Source organism: Clostridioides sp. ES-S-0006-03, from assembly GCF_020662275.1.
GTDB lineage: Bacteria > Bacillota > Clostridia > Peptostreptococcales > Peptostreptococcaceae > Clostridioides.
In genome coordinates this window covers 110,008-131,297 of sequence record NZ_JADGMM010000002.1, presented here as the reverse complement: position 1 = coordinate 131,297, position 21,290 = coordinate 110,008, and the positions used below count along the sequence as shown (strand labels likewise).

Below are 21,290 nucleotides of genomic sequence, written 5' to 3'. Positions count from 1 at the left end.
AGTTATATTAATATAATTATTTTAAATTATAAGGTAGAAATGTTTGAACTTATCAAGTAAAATATAGTTATGTTAATATAACTATTCTGGATTAGGAGGTAAAAATGTTTAAAATAATGGTAATTGAAGATGATGTTTCATTAAAACATCAAATAGCAGATTGTCTTTCTAAATGGGGACATATTGTCTATCAAATAGAAAATCTTGAAAACATAATAGAAGAATTTAAGCATTATAAACCACAATTGGTTTTATTAGATATAAATCTTCCATTTTATGATGGATTTCATTGGTGTAATGAGATAAGAAGAATTTCCAAAGTTCCAATAATATTTATTTCTTCAAGAAATTCTAATATGGATGTGATAATGGGTGTAAATCTAGGCGCAGATGATTATATACAAAAACCATTTTCTATAGATGTTTTAATAGCTAAAGTAAATGCTCTTTTAAGAAGAACTTATAATTTTGTTGATAATAATTCAAATAAAATTGTCCATAATGGGGTTACTTTGGATTTATCAACTGCAACTATATGTTATAAAGATAGTACTATTGAGCTAACCAAAAATGAAATTAAAATTCTTCATGAACTTATGAGGAATAAAAGTAAAATAGTTAGTAGAAATAAACTTATGAAAAAATTATGGGATAATGATTGGTTTGTAGATGATAATACTCTCACTGTTAATGTAAACAGAATACGTTCAAAATTAAGTGAAATTGGATTGGAAGACTTTATAGAAACTAAAAGAGGATTAGGTTATATAATCAGTTAAAATAGTTTTAAGTAGGTGAATTTATGAGTTTTAAAGATTTTCTCAAAGATAAACTCGAATTTTTAGTATACAACTTTGGTTTCTTACTTTTTACGATAGCAGTTATTATATTTTCTCCTATTGATGCTCTCTTAGTAGATACTATTGTATACATATTAATTGTAAATATAGTATTTTCATTTATATATATACTTACTGGCTACATTAAGAAAAATAGATTTTTAGAGAAAATTAAAAATAATACATTCAAAGTTAGTACTAATGATATAGAATTAGTTAAATGTACAAATGAAGAAAAAATATATTTGGATATAATTAAAGGTTATCAAAACCAGTGTGATGATATAATAGATATCAATACTAAGAAATTTGAAGAAAATAAAGAAATTATGAGTATGTGGGTACATGATATAAAAATACCTATAGCAATAATTAAACTAGTACTTGAACAAAACGAAGATTTAATCGAAGAAAAAATTTCAGATGATATTGATAAAGAGATATTTAGAATTGAAAATTCTGTTGAAAGAATTTTATATTTATCTAGACTTGAAGATTTTCATAAAGATTTTTTGATTCAAGAAGTAAATATTGAAAATATTCTTAGAGATATTATAAGAAAATATTCAAAATATTTTATCTCAAAAAAAATAATTTTAAACTTAAATAATTTGAATTATACAGTTTTATCAGACGAAAAATGGCTTCACTTCATATTCGAGCAATTATTAAATAATTCCCTAAAATATGCCTCAATAGAAGATAATATATCTATCTATTGCAAAACCCACAAAAATTATTTACAATTAAGGGTGGAAGATACTGGCTGTGGTATAAAAAAGGAAGATTTAAATCGAATATTCAATAAGGGATTTACAGGTAATAATGGAAGAAATAACACTAAATCTACAGGGCTTGGTCTTTATTTAGTAAAAGAACTTTGTGACAAACTTGGCCATAAAATTGATGTAGATTCAGAGTACAATCAATATACAAAAATTACTATTACATTCAAAGATTATCTATAGTATCTTATATATTGATAAGTTATTTTCATTTGACTTATATTCAACATGCTTCTTATAATGATTCTATATGTACATCCCAGTATATAATAAGTAGTTTTTATACAAAGGAGGAAAACATGTCTTTTCTAAAAAAATTTAAAAATAAAAAATTTAGAAATAGTAGCTTTAAGAGTAATAGCTTTAAAAATACTAGCTTTGGAAGTAATAATTTCAAAGCTAAAAATAAAGGTTTTAAAAATAATCCTTTTAAAAACAAGAGATTTAAAATCTATGCAGGAATCGTGATAATCATACTTTTAATATTAGGGGTACTTGCTTATGTCGATTCAAAAAATACTGAATTACAAACTAATGAAAACTTCATAGAAACATACACTATTCCAGAAAACGAAAAAATATTTATAAATGGTATGGTTGTTCCTAAGCAAACTAAAGACTTTAATATTTCTGGAGATTATGAGTTAAGTGATGTAAATGTTACAAATGGTCAAAAGGTAAATCAAGGAGACCTTCTTTTTACTGCTAAAAATCCAACTATAATATCAGAAATAGATAGTCTAAAATCACAACTTAGCCAATATAAAAAACAAAAGATATCACTTGCAAATATTGATGAAAATAGAGATGCTATAGCTTCTATAAATGCACAAATAACAGCTTTAAACTCTCAGATAGCTTCTTTAGATAAGAAAGCATATGATAGAACTACTGCTCCTTTTGATGGTACTGTATATTTAAATGACCAAACTGGAAATCCAGACCAACCAGCTTCATTTATGACTATTCAAGGTCTAGAGTTTTATATGAAGGGGCAAGCAAGTGAACAAGATTTACCTAAGATGAAAATTGACCAAATGGTTAATATATTAGTTTTCTCAACTGACCAAAATCTTACTGGTAGAATAAGTTTTATATCTGATAAGCCATCTACTCCAAGTAGCGAGATGGGAGCTCAACAAAGTACTTTATCTTATTATGATATAAACATAGCATTTGATAACCAAGAAGGGTTGACAAATGGATTCCATCTTCAAGCATCACTTGAAGTAGCTAACTCAAGCTTTAAAATACCAGCATCTTGTGTACTTAAGGATAAAAAACACTCATATGTATTTAAAGACTTAGATGGAATCTTGAAAAAACAAATTGTAGATGTTGCAAGTAAAAATAATGACTTTGCTGTAATTAGAGGCGGTCTTGAACAAGGTGATATAGTAATAAAATACCCTACTAAAGAAATGAAAGAAGGAGACCCAGTTCAAGGTGATGGTGTAACTGCTGGCTCTAATAATAATGGAGATGCTACTCCAGACAAAAATTTAAAAGAAGTTAATATGGATGTGAATTAATTTACATATGTTAATTAAATTAGAAAATATTCAAAAATATTACAAAGTAGGGAAAGATGAATTACATGTTTTAAAATCCTTAAATTTAGAAATTGAATCTGGAGAATTTGTCATGATAATGGGTAAATCTGGTAGTGGTAAAACCACTTTACTTAACATCTTAGGTTTTCTTGATGTGTTTGACGAAGGAAGATATATATTTGATGGCACAGATGTAACTAATCTCAGTGAAAATGAGCGTTCTGTTTTTAGAAATATCAATATTGGTTTTGTTTTTCAACAATTTAATTTAATAGAAACTTTAAATATATATCAAAATGTAGAGCTACCTCTAATTTACAATAAAATATTAAAAAAATCTGAAAGAGAAGAAATTGTTAAGAGCAAACTAAAATCTGTTGGGCTTTTAGATAAAATCAAACAAAAACCTCTTCAATTATCTGGTGGTCAGCAACAACGTGTAGCTATTGCACGTTGTTTGGCAAATGACCCTCAAATAATCTTTGCTGATGAACCAACTGGAGCATTGGATAGTGAAACTAGCAAGGAAATTATGGAACTTTTGACAGAACTTAATGAACAAGGCAAGACTATAATAATGGTTACACATGATCAGGATTTGACTAAGTATGCAACTAAGGTCATACGACTTAAAGATGGTGTGTTTACTTCGGAGGTGTAATCATGGGCTTATTAAAAAATTCTTTGGCTAATTTAAAGGGGCACAAGCTTCGTGTCTTTGTAGCTTTACTTTGGATTATTATAGGAATAACTTCAGTAATACTTGTTAGTTCTATAGGTAATGGATTTCAAAAAGAAATCAAGAAATCTGTAAATAACGCTAATCCTAATAAAACTACTATTTCATTTGAATCAGCTGATAACACAGGTCTTACCAATGATATGAGTATATTTTTAAAGCCATTCAATGCAAAAGATTTAGAAGAATTATCATTTGTTGAAGGTGTAGAAAGAATTGCTCCTGCAAGAGATGGATTTAATCTTGATTCAACTTATTCTTCTGAGGCATCTTTTGATAAAAAAACGACTTATGTGGAAGTTGGACCAGTAAAAAAAGATTCAAAAATAAATTTAATCTGTGGTAGAGATTTTTCCTTGGATGATGAAAAAAGAAAGGTAATTCTACTTACACAGCAAAGTGCAAGTGAAATTTTTGAAAATCCAGAAGACGCTTTAGGCCATGGTATTAATGTAAATGGAACTATATTTGAAATAATTGGAGTATTGGATGATTCTTCTAACCAACAACAAGCTGGAGGATTTTTAGGAGGTTATCAAGATATGCAATTTATAACTTCTCTTATACCTAAAAAAGCTTTTGATAGTCTAATGAGTCAAAACTCTTACTCCACTGAAATTTATCAGTTAGACTTAGTTTGTTCTAAAGGATATAATGTGAATGAAGTTGCAAACAATATTATAGCTAAACTATATGAAATGCATCCTGGTATCAATGGTTCTTATACTACACCAGACCCAACTGAACAAACAGCTTATCTTGAAAGCATCAATTCTAATGTCAATAAATATGTATCTATAATAACTGTAGTTGCAATGTTTGTTGGTGGTATTGGTGTAATGAATATAATGTATGTATCAGTTATGGAAAGACAAAGAGAGATTGGTATAAGACGTGCTATTGGTGCAAAACCTAGGTCTATATTATTTCAATTTTTAGTTGAAGCTGTTTTTATAACGGTATGTGGAGGAATTTTAGGAACTATAGTTGGATTTATTGCTACTAACTATGTTTCTAAATACATTGGATTTGAAGCAATTCCTAGCTTAAATAGCTTACTTTATGCTATTTTGGCTACTATATTAACTGGAGTTGTATTTGGTTTAATACCAGCCTTTAAAGCCTCTAAACTAGACCCTATAAAGGCAATTTATAAATAGTATTTCCATTAATAAGTTATTATTTTTAAATTGTTTTCTAAAACATGCTTAAATATTTAATGCACTATTATATATGATAGATTAAGAACTTAATCTTTTTCAAATCAAATATAATAGTGCATTGTTATTTTCAAAATTACTAATGAATTATTTGCTTTAAATATTTTTAATATTAATATCTAATCTATTATGCCTCTTATGAAATCTGTTTTGTTATCACAATAAGAGTTAACATCATACCTATAAAGTTTTGCTAGCTTCTTTTTTAAGTCAGAATATTCTTTAACCTTATCTGGATTTAGTCTCAAATACTCTCGAAATTTAATATGCTCTAAATATCCTTTCCCATCTTTAGGACATACATATAAATTATGCTCCATGAAACTAGTTGTCTCATAAGAAAATGCTTCTCTTCCTTCTACTTCTAAATTGCCTAGATGTTTATACCCTAATTTTTTTAGTTTACTGACAACATCATTTAAGTAGCTATAATCTCCAATTATTATATCAACATCTAATCTAGGTTTTGCAGAAAGCCCTTCAACAGATGTGCTACCAACATGTTCTATTTTCAAAATCGAATTACCTAGAGTCTTTTCTAGTGTAGATTTTAATTTTTCAAACTCATACTTCCAATTTGGATTATAATCTACTATTTCAACAATTTTTGTAGTTAATCCTGTTACTTTTAATTGGTAGACATCATGTTTCATTACTTGTCCTCTATAAATCTTGTCGCACTCAGATATTTTCTTCATACCTAGTTTTTTTGCCACATTTATAGATGCTATATTTTCAGGTCTGATATCTGCTACTAAAGTATCTACATTTAAGTTTCTAATAGCATAATCTATACATATAGTAGCACCTTCTGTAGCATAACCTTGATTCCAATATTCTCTTTTTACTATATAACCTATTCCTAACCCTATGTCCTGTTTTATAAGGCCTATTTGCCCCACTACATTATCTATATACTTATCTATAACAATAAAATATCCATATCCATCATTATTATATCTCTGTATATTTCTATCAATCCATTCTGTAACTTCTTCATCAGAAAAAGCATGTTCCCATGCATACATTACTTCTGAATCTTGTAACATTTTACTTATTTCCTTAAAATCACTATGATTCATTTGTCTAATATATAATCTTTTGCTTTCAATCACTGTATTCACCACCCTTAAAACACAACCTTAAGCGTTGTATACAACTTCTCCATTACATATAGTATAATTAACTTTCCCATATAGAGATTTACCTCTAAATGGGGAATTGTCAGCTTTAGAAGCAAAATCTTCAACTATCCATTCTTCTTCAGGATTAAATATAACAATATCTGCTACTGCTCCTTCTTCTATAAAACCAACATTTAAATTGTATAGTTTTGCAGGATTTGTAGACATTTTTTCTATTAACTGCATCATACTAAGATGATTTTTATATACTAAGTTTGTTATTCCAAGAGACAACGAAGTTTCAAGCCCTATAATACCACTTGGAGCTTTTATAAACTCTCTATCTTTTTCTTCTTTACTATGAGGTGCATGGTCTGTTGCTATTATCTCAATAGTACCATCATTTAACCCTTCTATAATCTTATCTCTATCCCACTTAGTTCTTAAAGGCGGATTCATTTTTGCATTTGTTCCAAACTCTAATACATCTTCCTCAGTCAGTGTAAAGTGATGTGGTGAAGCTTCTGCAACTACGTTTGCTCCAAGATATTTTGCAAATCTAACCATATCAACAGAAACCCCAGAACTTATATGTTGTATATCAATCTTAGCACCAGTTTTTAGTGCTAACATGCAATCTCTAGCAACCATTACATCTTCTGCTACATTCGATGCACCTTTTAGACCAAGCTCTGAAGCTATCTTTCCTGCATTTACGCCAGGATTTCCAACTAAAGAAGGGTCTTCTTCATGAAAACTAAGTGGTACATCTAACTCTTTTGCCTTAATCATTGCTTCCATAATTAGACTGCTATCCATTAAAGGTAATCCATCATCAGTAAATCCTGGAACTCCAGCCTTTTTAAGATTTTCCATATCCACTAACTCTTTACCTTCAAAACCTTTTGTTATAGCTGCTGCTTGTAAAACATTTATACATGCATTTTTTGCTTTTTCCTTCACATAGTTAAAAGTATCTTCATTATCTACAATTGGGTCAGTATTTGCCATACATATAACTGTTGTAAATCCACCTCTAGCTGCAGATTTAGCTCCACTATCTATATCTTCTTTATATGTAAATCCTGGGTCTCTAAAATGTACATGTACATCTACTAATCCAGGTGCAACTATATTCCCACTAGCATCTATTATTTTTTCAAATTCATCATTTTCATCAAAATTACCTATTTTATAGATTTTATTTTCTTTTATAATTAAATCTATTTTCTCATCTCTTTGACTCTTAGGGTCTATCACTCTACCATTTTTAATTAAAATCATGTTATTTCTCCTTTATAATTTTCATTTATATAGACTCATATAATATTATACATTATTTTACATACTTAAATACAAAATTACGTTTGACATCAATAGCCTTTTTAGGACAAAGTTCATGACAACAGTAACATCTTATACATTTATTTAAATCTATAAGAGCACCTCTATTCCCTATCTCTATGGTATTTGCAGGACAAGCTTCCTTGCACTTTCCACATTTTATACAATCCTTAAATCTAACCACTGGCTTTGGTGTTATAAGTTTTGAAATAGGTTCATTTAAAAATTTTGGCAATTTTACAGAAAATAGCCTTAAATCTTTACTTACAATTGGTACCTTATAATCTTTTATAATTAAATCCTTTATATCTTCTCCTACAATCTCAATATCTAAAAAGTCTTCTTTTATATACTCTCTTTTAATAGCCCCTCTAATTGTAGCAACTTTATTTGGAAGCAAACCTATAATCTTACATGCAACAACATCTATAGCATATGGATTTTGTGATGCTAATAAAACACCTATTTCTTTAGGGTTTCCTGCTGAAGGACCATCCCCTTCCATCCCTACAATTCCATCCATAATTGTCAGTGTCGGATTTACATAATCACAAATATCTAAAAGTACATTTTCACAAAATAATTCCTCTGTAGGAAATCTATAATGTATTTCTGCTTTTTTTAATCCAGCTATACATCCATATAAGTTTTTTGTTCCACCAGTAAAAGTTGCCATCACATGTGTTTTTAATTTACAAAGATTTATTACATAATCAGCATCTATTACTGGTTTAATAATATCCATATATTTAAGAGCATGCGCTTTTTCACTATGTATCTTAACATCTGAAACATCATAATTTAATTTGATACCTAAATCATTTGCTACCTTTTCAATTCCAGATGTCTTATATATACTTTTAAGAGAGGCTTGATTATATGGTCCACCAGGACTATCTGCTACTACTACATCACAGTTTAATTCTAAAAGCTTTTCGCATACAACCCTTACTACCATAGGATGAGTAGTTGTAGCTTCTTCAGGCTTTTTTTTCATCAGTAGATTTGGTTTTACAAGTACTTTACTTCCTTCTTTTACAAACTTGTTAAGGCCTCCAATGTCATCTAAAATTTTTTCAATAGAAAATCTTACATTTTCATACTCATAATTTTTACAGCTTCTAACAGATACCGATTTCATATTATCTTCACCCTTTTATTACAAAGATTTTTTTATATTTTTTGTATAATTTAAAAAAGGAGAAACCAAAGTTTCTCCTTTTAATCTATGTTTTTAATTATTATTTTCCAAAATGTCTATTTAATAATCCTAAGAATGCTTTACCATGTCTAGCTTCATCTTTACACATTTCATGTACTGTATCATGTATAGCATCTAATCCTAATTCTTTAGCTCTCTTAGCTAATTTTAATTTTCCATCAGTTGCACCATATTCAGCGTCAACTCTAACTCTTAAGTTTTCTTTTGTATCTGCAACTACAACTTCTCCAAGAAGTTCTGCAAATTTAGCAGCATGTTCAGCTTCTTCAAAAGCTATTCTCTTATATGCTTCTGCTACTTCTGGATATCCTTCTCTATCAGCTTGTCTACTCATTGCTAAATACATTCCTACTTCTGTACATTCACCAGTAAAGTTAGCTCTTAATCCTTCGATTATTTCTGCATCCACACCTTGAGCTACTCCTATTCTATGTTCGTCAGCCCAAACCATTTCACCTTTCATTTCTTCGAATTTATCAGCTCCAACTTTACATACTGGACATTGTGCTGGTGCAGCATCTCCTTCATGTATATATCCACATACTGTACAAACAAATTTTTTCATAATTAAATTCCTCCCAATTTTATATTAATTAAATTTTTATTTTAAAGTTTAATAACTTGCTACAAGAATATATATACCCCATGTACTATAGTTTAAACACTAAAAATAAAATTTATTTCCTAATTAATTTTATCACTTTGAAACATTGGTATCAACTAAGTTTTGATGTCAAATTTCTACATAATATATACTTTATTTGATTAATTAGGAAACAATTGTCTATTTAAATACTTTCTAGTGAAGAATCTTTTGACTCTTTAAGTTCTACTTTTTTACTTTTTAAAAATGATAATTTAGTTTCTGCTGTTATAATTGCACCAAATATCAATATACTACCAATAACTAATTTGGCTGTAATAGGTTCTTTTAAAATTATTATAGAAAATATAGTCCCAAATATAGCTTCAGTAGATAGTATTATGGCTGTTCTAGTTCCATCAACTCTCTTTTGACATATAGTTTGGAATAAAAACCCTATTGAAGTACTAAATATAGCTAAATATATAGTTCCCATATATCCAGACAATTCAGCTTCCATTTTCAACTGTCCTGCAAATGTCTGAACTACTAAAGACAGTAAAAATGCTACAGTAAATTGAATAGCTGTTAATGCCATTGGATTGTTATCTTTAGCAAATTCGCTAGTAAAGAATATATGAAATGCAAATCCAAATGAACATATAAGTGTTAAAAAATCTCCAAAATTAACAGAGAAATCAGCCTCTAAAGAAAGTATACCTATACCTACAAGAGCTACTAAACTACTTATTAATCCTATTTTATCTAGTTTTCTTCTATAAAGTATAAATCCTATGAATGGAACTATTACAACATTTGCTGCTGTTATAAATGCATTTTTAGATGGTGTAGTGTACATAAGTCCAATGGTTTGTACTGTAAAGGCTAAAAATAAAAATATTCCTAAAAGCCCTCCTGCTTTTAATAAATGCTTTCCCATATTGGCACGAATTTGTTTAAAAAATAATAAATTCATAATTACAGCTGCCAAGAAAAATCTTATAGTTATTATTTGTAGAGGTGTAAGCCCACCATCTAGTGCAAATTGGGTTGCTACAAAGCCACTTCCCCATATAATTGCTATGAATATTAGTCCTATTTCTCCAAAGTATTTTTTCAATAAAGCCCCCTCCTTTTTATTTTTTTGCAAAATTATAAACCCCCTAAACAGCAAGAGAGTTTTTCTATAAGCATTACTATAAATTTATATAGTTATAGTAAATTTTTTCAGTATTTTAAATCTAGATTTATATCCACTATTTAACATTAATATATTAATCATTTTTTGTAAACACCTTTTTAATAAATTTTTACCTTTTTTATATTTTTTTTACTTATATTAAATTTTTTTATAGATAATTTCAATATCTAGGATAATTTAATATTATGCAAATAATGTTGTATAAGTTACACTTTAGTTATTTTAGTTACAACTTTGTCGGTTTACTTTTTCTACTTTCTTCGATATAATTATAATATATTTTTGATACAATTCGACAAAAAGGGGGAATGTTGAAATCATGGTAAAAAAAAGAAAAAAGAAAACTATGGCACTTACTATAATTGTTGTAATAGTTATTGGTATTTTTTCTATGGCATGGGCGGATATGTCCAAGAAAAGAGAAATTAAAGAAACTCAAGAAAAGCTTAAAGCTGAAAAATTAGAAAAAGAAAGAATTGAAAAAGAAAAAAATGAGCCTATCATTGGTGCAAAAAAAGAAGCTGCAAAAGAATATGGATATGACGCAAAATTAGTTTGGGATAAACTTAACAAATACGACTATTCAAATAATGGAGAAAAAATAGTATTCCTTACATTCGATGATGGACCATCTACTACTAATACTCCACAAGTCCTAGATATCTTAAAAAGACACGATGTTAAAGGAACTTTCTTTATTAAGGGGGATTCTCTTGAACGAAAAGGTGCCAATGAAATTTTAAAAAGAACATTTGATGAGGGAAATGCAATAGCTCATCACTCATATTCTCATGACTACAAAAAACTATACCCTGGCAGAAGCCTAAATCTTGATACATTTGTAAATGAACTTAATAAAACAGATGAAGCCATGAAAAAAGTTCTAGGAAGGAATTTTTCATCACATGTAGTTAGATGCCCAGGTGGATATATGTCATGGAAAAATATGGAACCTTTAGGTAACTACTTAAAAGAAAAAAATATGGCATCAATAGACTGGAATGCTCTAAATGCTGATGCAGAAGGTAAAAAGAAAAATGCTCAAGAGTTATTTGAACATGCAAAGAAATCTTCTGAAGGTAAAGAAATAGTTGTACTTTTAATGCATGATACTTATGGAAAGCAAGAAACAGTAAATGCACTAGACCAAATTATAACATATTTTAAAGATAATGGTTACCAATTTAAAACCTTAATATAATAAAAAAGCAAGTTCATTGATTATACTTTTATATAACCAACGAACTTGCTTTTATTTTACTTTACTAACTCTATTTTTACAAATTTTTTCTTTCCTATTTGAACAACAAGTTCGCTTTCTTTAGCAACTGTACTTAAATCTTCCACTTTCTCACCATTTACTTTTACTCCACCTTGAGATGCTAATCTTCTAACTTCACTCTTACTTTTAACAATCTCATTAGAAACTAATACTTCAATTAAATCAAATTCTTCTTGTTTAACTTGAATTGTTTGTATATCTTCAGGTATTTGACCTTTTTGGAATACAGATTTAAACCTTTCCTCAGCTTCTTTAGCAGCTTCTTCTCCATGGTATAAAGTTACTATTTCTCTTGCTAGATTCATTTTTATATCTCTTGGATTTACTGAACCATCTTTTAACTGAGTTTCAATTTTATTAACTTCATCAGGATGAACATCAGTTACTAAATTATAGTATTTAACTATAAGTTCATCAGGAATCTCCATAGATTTTTGGTACATTATTCCAGCTTCTTCATCTATTCCAATATAGTTACCTAAACTCTTACTCATTTTTTCTTTTCCATCTAAACCTTCTATTAAAGGCATCATTATTACTATTTGAGATTCCATACCAAATTCTCTTTGTAAAGATCTTCCCATTAATAAGTTAAATCTTTGGTCAGTTCCACCAAGCTCTATATCAGCTTCTAATGCTATTGAATCATATGCTTGCATCAATGGATAGAAAAATTCATGCACTGATATTGGCATTTGTCCTTCATATCTCTTCTTAAAATCTTCTCTTTCCAACATTCTCGCAACAGTAATAGTTGCAGCTAATTTTATTACATCTTCAAAGTTTAATTTAGCTAGCCATTCACTATTAAATCTTACAATAGTTTTTTCTTTATCTAAAACTTTAAATATTTGTTCTTGATAAGTTTTTGCATTTTCAAGAACTTGCTCTGTTGTTAAAGCTTTTCTAGCTTTAGATTTTCCAGTTGGGTCTCCAATTTTACCTGTAAAATCTCCAATTATAATTACTATTTGATGACCTAAATCTTGTAATTGTTTCATCTTTCTAAGAACTACTGTATGACCTAAGTGTATATCTGGAGCACTTGGATCTAACCCCAATTTTACTATCATAGGTTTTCCTTCTTTTTCTGATTTAATAAGTTTTTCTCTTAGCTCTTTTTCGTCTATTAAGTCGTCTACACCTTTCATAATGATTCGCATTTGCTCGTCTATTGATTTCATTTTCATTCCTCCTAAAATATTTATATAATCTATGATTTTTATTTTTATAATAAAAAAAGCTCTCATCCTATTAAAAGGACGAAAGCATTGCTTACGTGTTACCACCTTAGTTCACTAATATCTCACGATATTAATCTCTGTAGAGTATAATTTGTTTACTCATGTACTATAACGTGTACTATTCCGATATCTCTTAGTGGTTGTTATCTTTCAGAGATATTGCTCCAAGATGTATTCAAACTAAATCAATTTATTCCATTTCACCAAACTGGAACTCTCTGTTAAATAAAATTCAGCTCTACTTCTTCTCTTCACAGCACTTATATATTCAGATTATTTCATCAATTACAAGAAATTTTTCTTAACTTACTCATAATATATTATTATTTTTACATTTTGTCAACCTTTTTTATTATTATATACATGTTTTTTTACATTATACTACTTTTTTATATTTTTTACCAATGCATAAAGTTTATTTTTCAATTAAAATATTTATTTGTTTATCGACAATATTAATTTGAGTCAATCTTATATTCATTTTCTTATTTAAAAATGCATTTATAATTATTAATCCCATAACAGTTATCTTAAACATTAGAAATAAAGATATAACTACTATCAAAAAAGAAATTCTAGCGTATGCTACTTTTCCAAATTTAGTTATTATAAAATTTTGTAGTGACATACAGGAATCTCTAATAACAAAATACATACACAAATATCCAATTGATATAAAAATTGTTTTTAAGTAAACTAACTCAGTTTTAATATTTAATATATTTGTAACTTCAAAAATAGTTAAATAAAACACACACATATAAAAAACTTTCTTTGAGCAACATAAAAATTGATTTAAAAATCTAAAACTCTTAAACACTAGAAACTTTTTTAATGCATTAGAGTTTAAAATATGTAATTTATGTCCCATAATCAAACTTAAAAAGTATATACAAAAAACCATTCCAAAAGGAAACAGTGCTATCAGTAAGTAAAAAATAGAATCTGAGTATTCATTAAAATAAATCAATTTACTATATCCCTGAAATTCTCTCATAAAACTGTATCCTATTAATGCTGAAGCATATATATCAATAAAAACCATTATAATGACTCCAATAATTGAACCATATACTAAATCATCCATAACTGTTGATGATTTACTTATCAAATAACCACATATTATACCAAGTAAGACACTCTGACTTGCCCAAATAGCAGTTCCCAAGTTTCCAAACACCAAGGAAATTATTAAAAGAGATATAACTCCAGATAAAACAGTATACTTTAAATCACACTTTAAACATATTATACAAAAAAATATTGGCACTATAAAATCTAAATAAATGGCATATCCAAACCCAGTCCCTACAGCTATAATTGTTATTACTATAAATAAAGACGACAATAAAGCCGCTTCAGTTAATTTTTTGGTAGTATTCAAAACAACTTCCTCCACAAACCATAATTTTTCTAACTAATATTTTGTTTTTAATACAGTATAACACTTTTTTAAAATATTTTTAACACATACCTATTTTAATAAAAGTATTACTGTTAAAAATTATAAAATGGTATAATATATCTTAATATTTGGTTTTAATATACTTAGGAGGTAATTATTATGTTTAAAATAAAACACTTTAATGATTTAAGTCTAAATGAGTTTTACGAAATAGCAAAGTCAAGATATGAAGTATTTGCATGCGAACAGAGGATATTTTCATTAAATGATTATGATGATGTAGACAAAAACTCTTATCATATATTTTTAGAAGAGAATGGGTTGATTTGTGCTTATGCCAGAATAATCCCTAAAAAATATAGCTCTTATAATGATGTTTCTATTGGTAGGGTTTTAGTTCTTTCTACTCATCGAAAAAAGGGCTTGGCAAAGAAAATGATGGACTGTGCTATAGACTTTATAAAGGTTAATTTGCATGAAAATAATATAACCTTATCAGCACAGGCTTACATAAAAAATCTTTACTTATCTTGTGGTTTTAAAGAAATTTCAGAAGTGTATGATGAAGCAGGTATTGAACATATTAAAATGAGATTATAGTGTTGACAAGCTAACATTGTTAATATATAATTAAATCATAAATTAAATATTGAATTGATATCTAGGTATTTGAAAATACCTTATATAAGTCAGAAGGCTTTTGCGCTTTCTGACTTTTTTATTATCAAAATTCAATAATTATATAGATTCAAAATGTTAATTTTTATTCTATATTCTACTTTCCCCAAAAGTAAGAATTATACCCAACTTTGTGATAGGCATATTGCCTATCTTTTTTTTGCAAAAAGTAACAAGGTAATAGCATAGTGCATAGTTTAAAATAAGAAGATTAGCTCAGGCTAAATTTCATGCATGGAGGTGCTACTATGAAAAACCTTAATGATATTCAAGTGAAAAAAACTGTTAAAGTTGAAGATATATTATCTAGTGGTAATTTAAGAGAGAGAATGTTAGCGCTTGGTCTTACTAGAGGAGCTGTTATAGATGTAGTTAGAAAAGGACCAAAAAATAATTTAACTGTCTACAACATCAGAGGTAGCAAGATAGCTCTACGACAAGAAGAAAGTAGACTAATATTAGTTTCTGACATTTAAAATTTTCTAGCAGGAGGATATTAATATGGGTTTAACACACAACTCAACTAAAATGAATTCTTTAAAAGACATGTTTGATATAGATAACAAGGAAGACCAGTTTGTAATTGCACTAGCTGGTAATCCAAATACAGGTAAAAGTACTGTATTTAATCATCTTACTGGACTTAGACAACACACTGGAAATTGGCCAGGAAAAACTGTAGCTACAGCTCGTGGTAATTTCAAATATCAAAATACAGAGTATGCATTAATAGATTTACCAGGAACATATTCTCTATTTGCTTTGTCACAAGAAGAGGTTGTAGCTCGTGATTTTATATGCTTTGGTAATCCAGATGCAGTAATAGTAGTGTGTGATGCTACATGTCTTGAAAGAAATTTAAATTTAGTTTTTCAAGTAATGGAACTCACAGATAAAGTCATTTTGTGTATAAATTTGATAGATGAAGCTAGAAAAAAAGGTATTAATATTAATAAAGATTTCTTAGAGGAATCTCTTGGAATTCCAGTTGTTTTAACTGCTGCAAGAAATGGTTCTGGTATGGGTGAACTATTAGAAATTTTAAATGATGTATCTTTTGATAGATACAAGTTTAATAATAAGCCAGTAAAATACAGCGAAAATATAGAAAACACAGTAAAATCAATTCAACCAGAGTTAGATGATATCATGCCAAATATAAATTCTAGGTGGTTGGGTCTTAGACTTATTGATGGCGATGAAAGTATTTTTGAATCTATGAGTAATTATATAGATAAAGATTCTATAGATGCTATTAACGAAGTAAAGAAAAAAGTTCCAAATGATATAAACAAACAGAAGACTAGAGATGAATTTACTAAAATCAATTATGATTATGCTAAAAAATTAAGTGATAAGTGTTGTTCTAATAATGCTAAAAAACCAACAGATAGAGAAGAAAAAGTAGATAAAATATTAACATCTAAAATATTTGGACTTCCAATAATGCTCTTATTATTAGGTACTATACTGTGGATTACTATAGAAGGTGCTAACTATCCATCCACTTTATTATCTAATTTATTACTTGGATTTGAACCAAGTATTTCAAATATATTAAATAGCATTAATTGTCCATTGTGGTTAAATGATATGTTAGTATTAGGATTATATAGAACTTTAGCATGGGTAATTTCTGTAATGTTACCTCCTATGGCAATCTTTTTTCCATTATTCACATTACTTGAGGATTTTGGATATTTGCCAAGAGTTGCATTTAACTTAGACCATCTATTTAAAAAAGCATGTGCTCATGGTAAACAGTGCCTGACTATGTGTATGGGATTTGGATGTAATGCTGCTGGAGTTATTGGTTGTAGAATAATTGACTCTCCAAGAGAAAGACTTATTGCTATACTTACAAATAACTTTGTACCTTGTAATGGTCGTTTTCCTACTTTAATAGCCATATCTACAATATTTTTTAGCTCTGTTGTAACTAGCTCTTTTGTATCTAGTATAGCAACTGCATTTTGTATAACCTTATTAATAATTTTAGGAGTTATAATAACATTGTTGGTTTCTTATACTCTTTCCAAAACATTATTAAAAGGAGTTCCTTCTACATTTACATTAGAACTTCCTCCTTATAGAGTTCCTCAAATAGGTAGAACTTTATATACTTCTATAATAGATAGAACAATATTTGTTTTAGGAAGAGCTGTAATGGTGGCTATACCTGCTGGTGTAATAACTTGGATATTTGCAAATATCTATATAGGAGATTTGAGCATATTATCACATGTTGCAAACTTTTTAGACCCTTTAGCTAAGCTAATTGGCCTAGATGGCTTCATATTAATGGCTTTTATTCTTGGTTTTCCAGCAAATGAGATAGTTGTACCTATACTTTTAATGGCTTATCTAGCAACTGGTTCTATGATAGAATTAGATAGCTTTAGTGCTCTAGGTCAAGTTCTTAGAGAACATGGTTGGACTTATTTAACAGCTTTAAATGTTATGTTATTTAGCTTACTTCATTGGCCTTGTGCAACAACACTTTTAACTATAAAAAGAGAAACTGGAAGTTTAAAATGGACTGCCTTAGGATTTTTAATGCCTACTGTACTTGCTTTTGTTGTTTGTTTTTTAACAACTTTTGTTTATAATTTATTTGTATAATTAGCATTTAGTTAACATTAAACTTTATCCTATAAGTATTATTTAAAAATTCATATACTTTATTATTAAAATAGAGGTATATTCAGGTGATAAGTAAAATTACTTATCACGTGAATATACCTCTATTTTAATTTTTAATTCTTATATAGATATTTGAATTGAAATCTCAGTCATATAATTTTCTTCATTATTTTCGCAAAAAAAGTCAAGTATACTTTCTTCATATGAATTACCAATAATTTTATAGTTATTATCGTATATATATTTTTTTAATTTTTCATAGGACTTATATGAGTCTTCATATCTCCCAATATGCTTTATACACACATACATTCCTTCTGGCTTTATATATAGCTTTTTATCTTTTATTTTTTTATCTATTTTTAAATAAAAACTTGATATACTTAAATATTCTCCATTTTTTATATTTTCATTACTTACTATTGCTCCTAGTTCATACCCCTGATACAGATTTTTTGACTTACAGTAATTTGTAAAATCAATCAATTCCATCATAAAATTGCCATCATTTATACTACTCAAATCACTTGATAATACTAAGTATTCTTCACATCTATTGGATATATAAATTTCTTCATTATATATCTTAGAAATACCTTCAACTGTAGTATTTATCCGGTTTTGTATTTTAGAACTTATTTGTTTTAATTTTTTTATTTTCTCTTTTATCTTTTTTTCTTCTTCTTTAAGCATTTCTACACAATGTTGAGGGCTTCTATTTTTTATATATTCTTTTATCTCTTCTAAACTCATGCCTATTTCTCTTAATGATTGTAATATATCTAATGTATCGTACTGATATACTGAATAATATCTATAATTGTTTTTATCTTTATATTCAGGTGAAAAAATCCCTATTTTATCATAAAAAATCAACGTCTGCTTAGAAACACCACATAGTTTTGCAAATTCACCTGTAGTAAAATACTGTTTTTCCAAGGTTTGTACACTCCTTTTCGCTTTGTTGTCTATATAGTTACTATATCCTTTAGTATTTACTAAATCAAGTAGTTATTATTTAATAAAATCAATATTTTTTTAATTTTAAAGGTCAAATGTCAGTTAGATATCAGTAAAATATTTTACCCACAATTTTATATAACTTTTCCATATTTTATCCATATCAATAAAAAGGTAGCACTTATATTAGTAGCTACCTTTTACTCTATTAATCTTCATCTTTCCAAGTTTTTATCCATTCTCATATTTCTGTTATTTTGTCTTCTGTTATTTCCTCTTTATGTAGCTTTGAAATTAGTTCTGATAAAGGATTGTTATGTAAACCTCAAAAAATTCTTTTTCTTTCTAATTTCAAATATTCTTTTTCTTTCACTAATACTGTATAGTGTACATGTCTTCTAATTCTCTGAGATATTAAAAAACCTTTTTAGTTAATCTTGCTAAGATTGTAATTGTAGTTGTATGTTTCCACCCATAGTTTTCATCCATTTCATCTGCAACATCTTTTGATATTACAGTTTTGTATCCCAAATTCCAAATAAATTTCATGAGTTTTAATTCTGCATCTGGTAATTTTTTATTTAGCATAATATATTCCTTCTTTCTATATAACATAAAATTTAACTTAAACTAATAGTAGGAACTTTTTAATACAAAAACTACAGGTAAAATTTACAATATATTCTACTTTTTTAGTTTATTTTTATCTTTTCTCTAAAAAAAATTGACATTTTACTCTTTTTAGGATATTATGAAGCTAACTTCACATGAAGTTAGCTTCATATAGAGAGAGGGTATGGAATGAAAACAAAAGTGCGAGAATTTCGAACAAATATGAGTTTAACACAGCAACAACTTGCTGATTTAGTCCATGTATCAAACAGAACAATTATTTCTATTGAAAAAGAGCAATATAGTCCTTCTCTTATGCTTGCTTATCGTATGGCACAAGTGTTTGGTATAACTATTGAAGAACTATGTTGTTTAAAAGAAAATAAAGAAATGGAGGACAAAAAACATGAAGGTAAAGAATAGACGAGGTTTTATAGTAGCTGTTATAGCTTCTATGTTATGCTGTGCTAGCATAGTTATTTACTGCATTTTAAAAGAACAAAGATTCCTAATTTCATCATTCCTTTTAATTACAATAGCAATCTTTAATTTTTACAATGCTTTTTCAAAAAAAGGCATTGTTGAAGAATTACAAGATAATGCAGATGAAAGAGACTTATACTTAACAATGAAAACAAGTCATATATTAGTTAAAATTATGAATTATACATTATGCGCTTTTACATTTCTTTTCATCATAGCTTATAGTGCATGGAAAAATCAATCACTTCTAGTTATAGCTATAACACTATGTGTCATTGAGATTTTTTTATTTGTTGCATATTTGCTCATAAATATACTTTTAGATAAAAAAGAGTAAATACAAGTTTATTAAAAACACAAGTTAATGTAACTATTTTAGAGGCTAATATATGTTTAATTTTTTTATAAATATGAGAGGTGATATAAGTGTGTTTTAAGACTTACATACTAAAAAGAACTCTAAACAACAATCAACTAGAAATAACTCGAAGTTTTGACTTAGATAATCTAATTTTTACTGCAACAGAAATATTAGAAGAAAATGAGATTGATTTGATAATTATTGATGAAGTAAATAATATTGTTTGGAAAAATGAAAAAAGCACTCCCCGACATGAGAATGCTTAGTTATAACTATAGAAGTGTATTGGCAGTACACTTCTATTTTTTTATTATATCATATGATTTAGGTTGTTAAAAAGACCTATTTAAATCAATTTTAAAGTGTGTTGAGTAATGTTCTTAATAGTTCATATATATTAATGAATTCCCAAAAAATAAGCACTCTTTTGCAGAAGTGCTTTTAGTGTAATTAATGAAACTTTGTAATACAATTATAACATGTCTTATGTTTTAGTATGATAGTTTTTGTTCGTTTTATTATTAAAACTTTTACTATAATTTTATTCCCTTTGTTAATATTTGTAATTTTTTAGACACTCTTTATGTTTATACTACTGATATACTTTGATTAAGAAAATAAATCTAAATGGAGGTATCTCTACTATGAATTCTTGGAACATTATATTTTTAAGTTATGGAGTAACATTTACAATAGTAGTTACTGTAGGATATTTAATCAAGGGTAAAACTAATTATTGTAAGAAAAAATATTTAGATAAATTAGAATTAAAATATGGGAATATAGATAGAGAAAAAGCTACTAAACTAGAAATATTTTATCACTATTTAATAGGTTTAGAATATATAATCATGGGTTTATTAACAAGAAGACTTGATACTGCAATAATATCAGTAATATTAGTGTCTATCATAACAATAATATCCTATTATTTAATTAGGAAAAGATATATTGTTTTATAAAATTTAAATTTAATAAAAAAGAAGGTAACAACTATTTCCAGTTGCTACCT

Annotated in this window: 22 protein-coding genes and 1 other annotated feature; of the genes, 13 read left to right on the top strand and 9 right to left on the bottom strand. The window is 27.6% G+C overall.

Annotated elements, in window-relative coordinates; translation table 11 throughout:
* The first annotated feature begins 104 nt into the window (after positions 1-104).
* The 5 genes from IR151_RS02755 to IR151_RS02735 all read left to right on the top strand — a co-directional run bounded on the left by IR151_RS02755 (position 105) and on the right by IR151_RS02735 (position 5,076).
* The gene (locus IR151_RS02755) at positions 105-779 is read left to right on the top strand and encodes a response regulator transcription factor (protein WP_227432916.1); all 675 of its coding nucleotides are present in this window, start codon (positions 105-107) and stop codon (positions 777-779) included.
* Between the two features lie 23 nt (positions 780-802).
* Positions 803-1,807: a HAMP domain-containing histidine kinase gene (locus tag IR151_RS02750; protein ID WP_227432915.1), complete on the top strand. Its 1,005-nt coding sequence runs from the start codon at positions 803-805 to the stop codon at positions 1,805-1,807.
* Between the two features lie 116 nt (positions 1,808-1,923).
* Positions 1,924-3,156: an efflux RND transporter periplasmic adaptor subunit gene (locus IR151_RS02745; protein WP_227432914.1), complete on the top strand. Its 1,233-nt coding sequence runs from the start codon at positions 1,924-1,926 to the stop codon at positions 3,154-3,156.
* 7 nt (positions 3,157-3,163) lie between these two features.
* Positions 3,164-3,838 carry an ABC transporter ATP-binding protein gene (locus IR151_RS02740; RefSeq protein WP_227432913.1) on the top strand — a complete coding sequence of 225 codons (675 nt, stop codon included), beginning with the start codon at positions 3,164-3,166 and terminating at the stop codon, positions 3,836-3,838.
* Positions 3,839-3,840: 2 nt separating this feature from the next.
* Positions 3,841-5,076: an ABC transporter permease gene (locus IR151_RS02735; protein WP_227432912.1), complete on the top strand. Its 1,236-nt coding sequence runs from the start codon at positions 3,841-3,843 to the stop codon at positions 5,074-5,076.
* 179 nt (positions 5,077-5,255) lie between these two features.
* Here the strand turns inward: IR151_RS02735 and IR151_RS20345 are convergent, their stop codons facing one another.
* From IR151_RS20345 to IR151_RS02710, 5 genes are all read right to left on the bottom strand, one after another.
* A complete protein-coding gene (locus IR151_RS20345; RefSeq protein ID WP_227432911.1) occupies positions 5,256-6,251 on the bottom strand; it encodes a GNAT family N-acetyltransferase in 996 nt (331 codons plus the stop codon).
* A 27-nt stretch (positions 6,252-6,278) separates the two neighbouring features.
* Entirely contained in the window at positions 6,279-7,544 is a 1,266-nt protein-coding gene (locus IR151_RS02725; RefSeq protein WP_227432910.1) for a dihydroorotase, read from the bottom strand.
* A 52-nt stretch (positions 7,545-7,596) separates the two neighbouring features.
* On the bottom strand, positions 7,597-8,745 hold the full coding sequence (locus tag IR151_RS02720) for a DUF362 domain-containing protein (protein ID WP_227432909.1): 1,149 nt from the start codon (positions 8,743-8,745) through the stop codon (positions 7,597-7,599).
* Positions 8,746-8,845: 100 nt separating this feature from the next.
* Complete coding sequence (locus tag IR151_RS02715) at positions 8,846-9,391, bottom strand: NADH peroxidase (RefSeq protein WP_009889371.1); 546 nt, start codon at positions 9,389-9,391, stop codon at positions 8,846-8,848.
* Positions 9,392-9,614: 223 nt separating this feature from the next.
* Positions 9,615-10,559: a DMT family transporter gene (locus IR151_RS02710; RefSeq protein WP_227432908.1), complete on the bottom strand. Its 945-nt coding sequence runs from the start codon at positions 10,557-10,559 to the stop codon at positions 9,615-9,617.
* 370 nt (positions 10,560-10,929) lie between these two features.
* Here IR151_RS02710 and IR151_RS02705 point away from each other — a divergent pair, with 370 nt between their 5' ends.
* Positions 10,930-11,811 carry a polysaccharide deacetylase family protein gene (locus tag IR151_RS02705; RefSeq protein ID WP_227432907.1) on the top strand — a complete coding sequence of 294 codons (882 nt, stop codon included), beginning with the start codon at positions 10,930-10,932 and terminating at the stop codon, positions 11,809-11,811.
* 56 nt (positions 11,812-11,867) lie between these two features.
* Here IR151_RS02705 and tyrS read toward each other — a convergent pair whose 3' ends face one another.
* Together tyrS and IR151_RS02695 are read right to left on the bottom strand one after the other, a co-directional pair.
* A complete protein-coding gene (tyrS, locus tag IR151_RS02700) occupies positions 11,868-13,076 on the bottom strand; it encodes a tyrosine--tRNA ligase (RefSeq protein WP_227432906.1) in 1,209 nt (402 codons plus the stop codon).
* A 71-nt stretch (positions 13,077-13,147) separates the two neighbouring features.
* Positions 13,148-13,400 (bottom strand) — a binding site (T-box leader).
* 151 nt (positions 13,401-13,551) lie between these two features.
* Positions 13,552-14,520, bottom strand: coding sequence for a DUF2232 domain-containing protein (locus IR151_RS02695; RefSeq protein WP_227432905.1), 969 nt, complete (start codon positions 14,518-14,520; stop codon positions 13,552-13,554).
* Between the two features lie 180 nt (positions 14,521-14,700).
* On the opposite strand from IR151_RS02695, the gene IR151_RS02690 reads away from it, so the two are divergent.
* The 3 genes from IR151_RS02690 (at position 14,701) to feoB (ending at position 17,841) form a co-directional block, all read left to right on the top strand.
* A complete protein-coding gene (locus IR151_RS02690) occupies positions 14,701-15,141 on the top strand; it encodes a GNAT family N-acetyltransferase (RefSeq protein WP_227432904.1) in 441 nt (146 codons plus the stop codon).
* Between the two features lie 326 nt (positions 15,142-15,467).
* Complete coding sequence (locus tag IR151_RS02685) at positions 15,468-15,695, top strand: FeoA family protein (RefSeq protein WP_227432903.1); 228 nt, start codon at positions 15,468-15,470, stop codon at positions 15,693-15,695.
* 25 nt (positions 15,696-15,720) lie between these two features.
* Positions 15,721-17,841: a ferrous iron transport protein B gene (feoB, locus tag IR151_RS02680; protein ID WP_227432901.1), complete on the top strand. Its 2,121-nt coding sequence runs from the start codon at positions 15,721-15,723 to the stop codon at positions 17,839-17,841.
* Positions 17,842-17,982: 141 nt separating this feature from the next.
* On the opposite strand, the gene IR151_RS02675 is transcribed toward feoB, so the two are convergent.
* Positions 17,983-18,801: a MerR family transcriptional regulator gene (locus IR151_RS02675; protein ID WP_227432899.1), complete on the bottom strand. Its 819-nt coding sequence runs from the start codon at positions 18,799-18,801 to the stop codon at positions 17,983-17,985.
* Between the two features lie 435 nt (positions 18,802-19,236).
* Complete coding sequence (locus IR151_RS02670) at positions 19,237-19,410, bottom strand: BlaI/MecI/CopY family transcriptional regulator (RefSeq protein WP_227432897.1); 174 nt, start codon at positions 19,408-19,410, stop codon at positions 19,237-19,239.
* Between the two features lie 213 nt (positions 19,411-19,623).
* Here IR151_RS02670 and IR151_RS02665 point away from each other — a divergent pair, with 213 nt between their 5' ends.
* The 4 genes from IR151_RS02665 to IR151_RS02650 all read left to right on the top strand — a co-directional run bounded on the left by IR151_RS02665 (position 19,624) and on the right by IR151_RS02650 (position 21,240).
* Positions 19,624-19,857 (top strand): helix-turn-helix transcriptional regulator, encoded by a 234-nt coding sequence (locus IR151_RS02665; protein WP_227432895.1) that lies wholly within the window; start codon positions 19,624-19,626, stop codon positions 19,855-19,857.
* Complete coding sequence (locus IR151_RS02660) at positions 19,841-20,254, top strand: hypothetical protein (protein ID WP_227432894.1); 414 nt, start codon at positions 19,841-19,843, stop codon at positions 20,252-20,254. The genes IR151_RS02665 and IR151_RS02660 overlap by 17 nt, the downstream gene beginning before the upstream one ends.
* 89 nt (positions 20,255-20,343) lie before the next feature.
* The gene (locus IR151_RS02655) at positions 20,344-20,544 is read left to right on the top strand and encodes a hypothetical protein (protein WP_227432893.1); all 201 of its coding nucleotides are present in this window, start codon (positions 20,344-20,346) and stop codon (positions 20,542-20,544) included.
* A 378-nt stretch (positions 20,545-20,922) separates the two neighbouring features.
* Positions 20,923-21,240 carry a hypothetical protein gene (locus IR151_RS02650; RefSeq protein WP_227432892.1) on the top strand — a complete coding sequence of 106 codons (318 nt, stop codon included), beginning with the start codon at positions 20,923-20,925 and terminating at the stop codon, positions 21,238-21,240.
* The last annotated feature ends 50 nt before the right edge of the window (positions 21,241-21,290 follow it).

Excerpts from the sequence above, each read along its gene's own strand:
- IR151_RS02755 (WP_227432916.1), top strand. The coding sequence starts at position 105 with ATGTTTAAAATAATGGTAATTGAAGATGATGTTTCATTAAAACATCAA.
- IR151_RS02750 (WP_227432915.1), top strand. The coding sequence starts at position 803 with ATGAGTTTTAAAGATTTTCTCAAAGATAAACTCGAATTTTTAGTATAC.
- IR151_RS02745 (WP_227432914.1), top strand. The coding sequence starts at position 1,924 with ATGTCTTTTCTAAAAAAATTTAAAAATAAAAAATTTAGAAATAGTAGC.
- IR151_RS02740 (WP_227432913.1), top strand. The coding sequence starts at position 3,164 with ATGTTAATTAAATTAGAAAATATTCAAAAATATTACAAAGTAGGGAAA.
- IR151_RS02735 (WP_227432912.1), top strand. The coding sequence starts at position 3,841 with ATGGGCTTATTAAAAAATTCTTTGGCTAATTTAAAGGGGCACAAGCTT.
- IR151_RS02725 (WP_227432910.1), bottom strand. The coding sequence starts at position 7,544 with ATGATTTTAATTAAAAATGGTAGAGTGATAGACCCTAAGAGTCAAAGA.
- IR151_RS02720 (WP_227432909.1), bottom strand. The coding sequence starts at position 8,745 with ATGAAATCGGTATCTGTTAGAAGCTGTAAAAATTATGAGTATGAAAAT.
- IR151_RS02715 (WP_009889371.1), bottom strand. The coding sequence starts at position 9,391 with ATGAAAAAATTTGTTTGTACAGTATGTGGATATATACATGAAGGAGAT.
- IR151_RS02705 (WP_227432907.1), top strand. The coding sequence starts at position 10,930 with ATGGTAAAAAAAAGAAAAAAGAAAACTATGGCACTTACTATAATTGTT.
- tyrS (WP_227432906.1), bottom strand. The coding sequence starts at position 13,076 with ATGAAATCAATAGACGAGCAAATGCGAATCATTATGAAAGGTGTAGAC.
- IR151_RS02690 (WP_227432904.1), top strand. The coding sequence starts at position 14,701 with ATGTTTAAAATAAAACACTTTAATGATTTAAGTCTAAATGAGTTTTAC.
- IR151_RS02685 (WP_227432903.1), top strand. The coding sequence starts at position 15,468 with ATGAAAAACCTTAATGATATTCAAGTGAAAAAAACTGTTAAAGTTGAA.
- feoB (WP_227432901.1), top strand. The coding sequence starts at position 15,721 with ATGGGTTTAACACACAACTCAACTAAAATGAATTCTTTAAAAGACATG.
- IR151_RS02670 (WP_227432897.1), bottom strand. The coding sequence starts at position 19,410 with ATGCTAAATAAAAAATTACCAGATGCAGAATTAAAACTCATGAAATTT.
- IR151_RS02665 (WP_227432895.1), top strand. The coding sequence starts at position 19,624 with ATGAAAACAAAAGTGCGAGAATTTCGAACAAATATGAGTTTAACACAG.
- IR151_RS02660 (WP_227432894.1), top strand. The coding sequence starts at position 19,841 with ATGAAGGTAAAGAATAGACGAGGTTTTATAGTAGCTGTTATAGCTTCT.
- IR151_RS02650 (WP_227432892.1), top strand. The coding sequence starts at position 20,923 with ATGAATTCTTGGAACATTATATTTTTAAGTTATGGAGTAACATTTACA.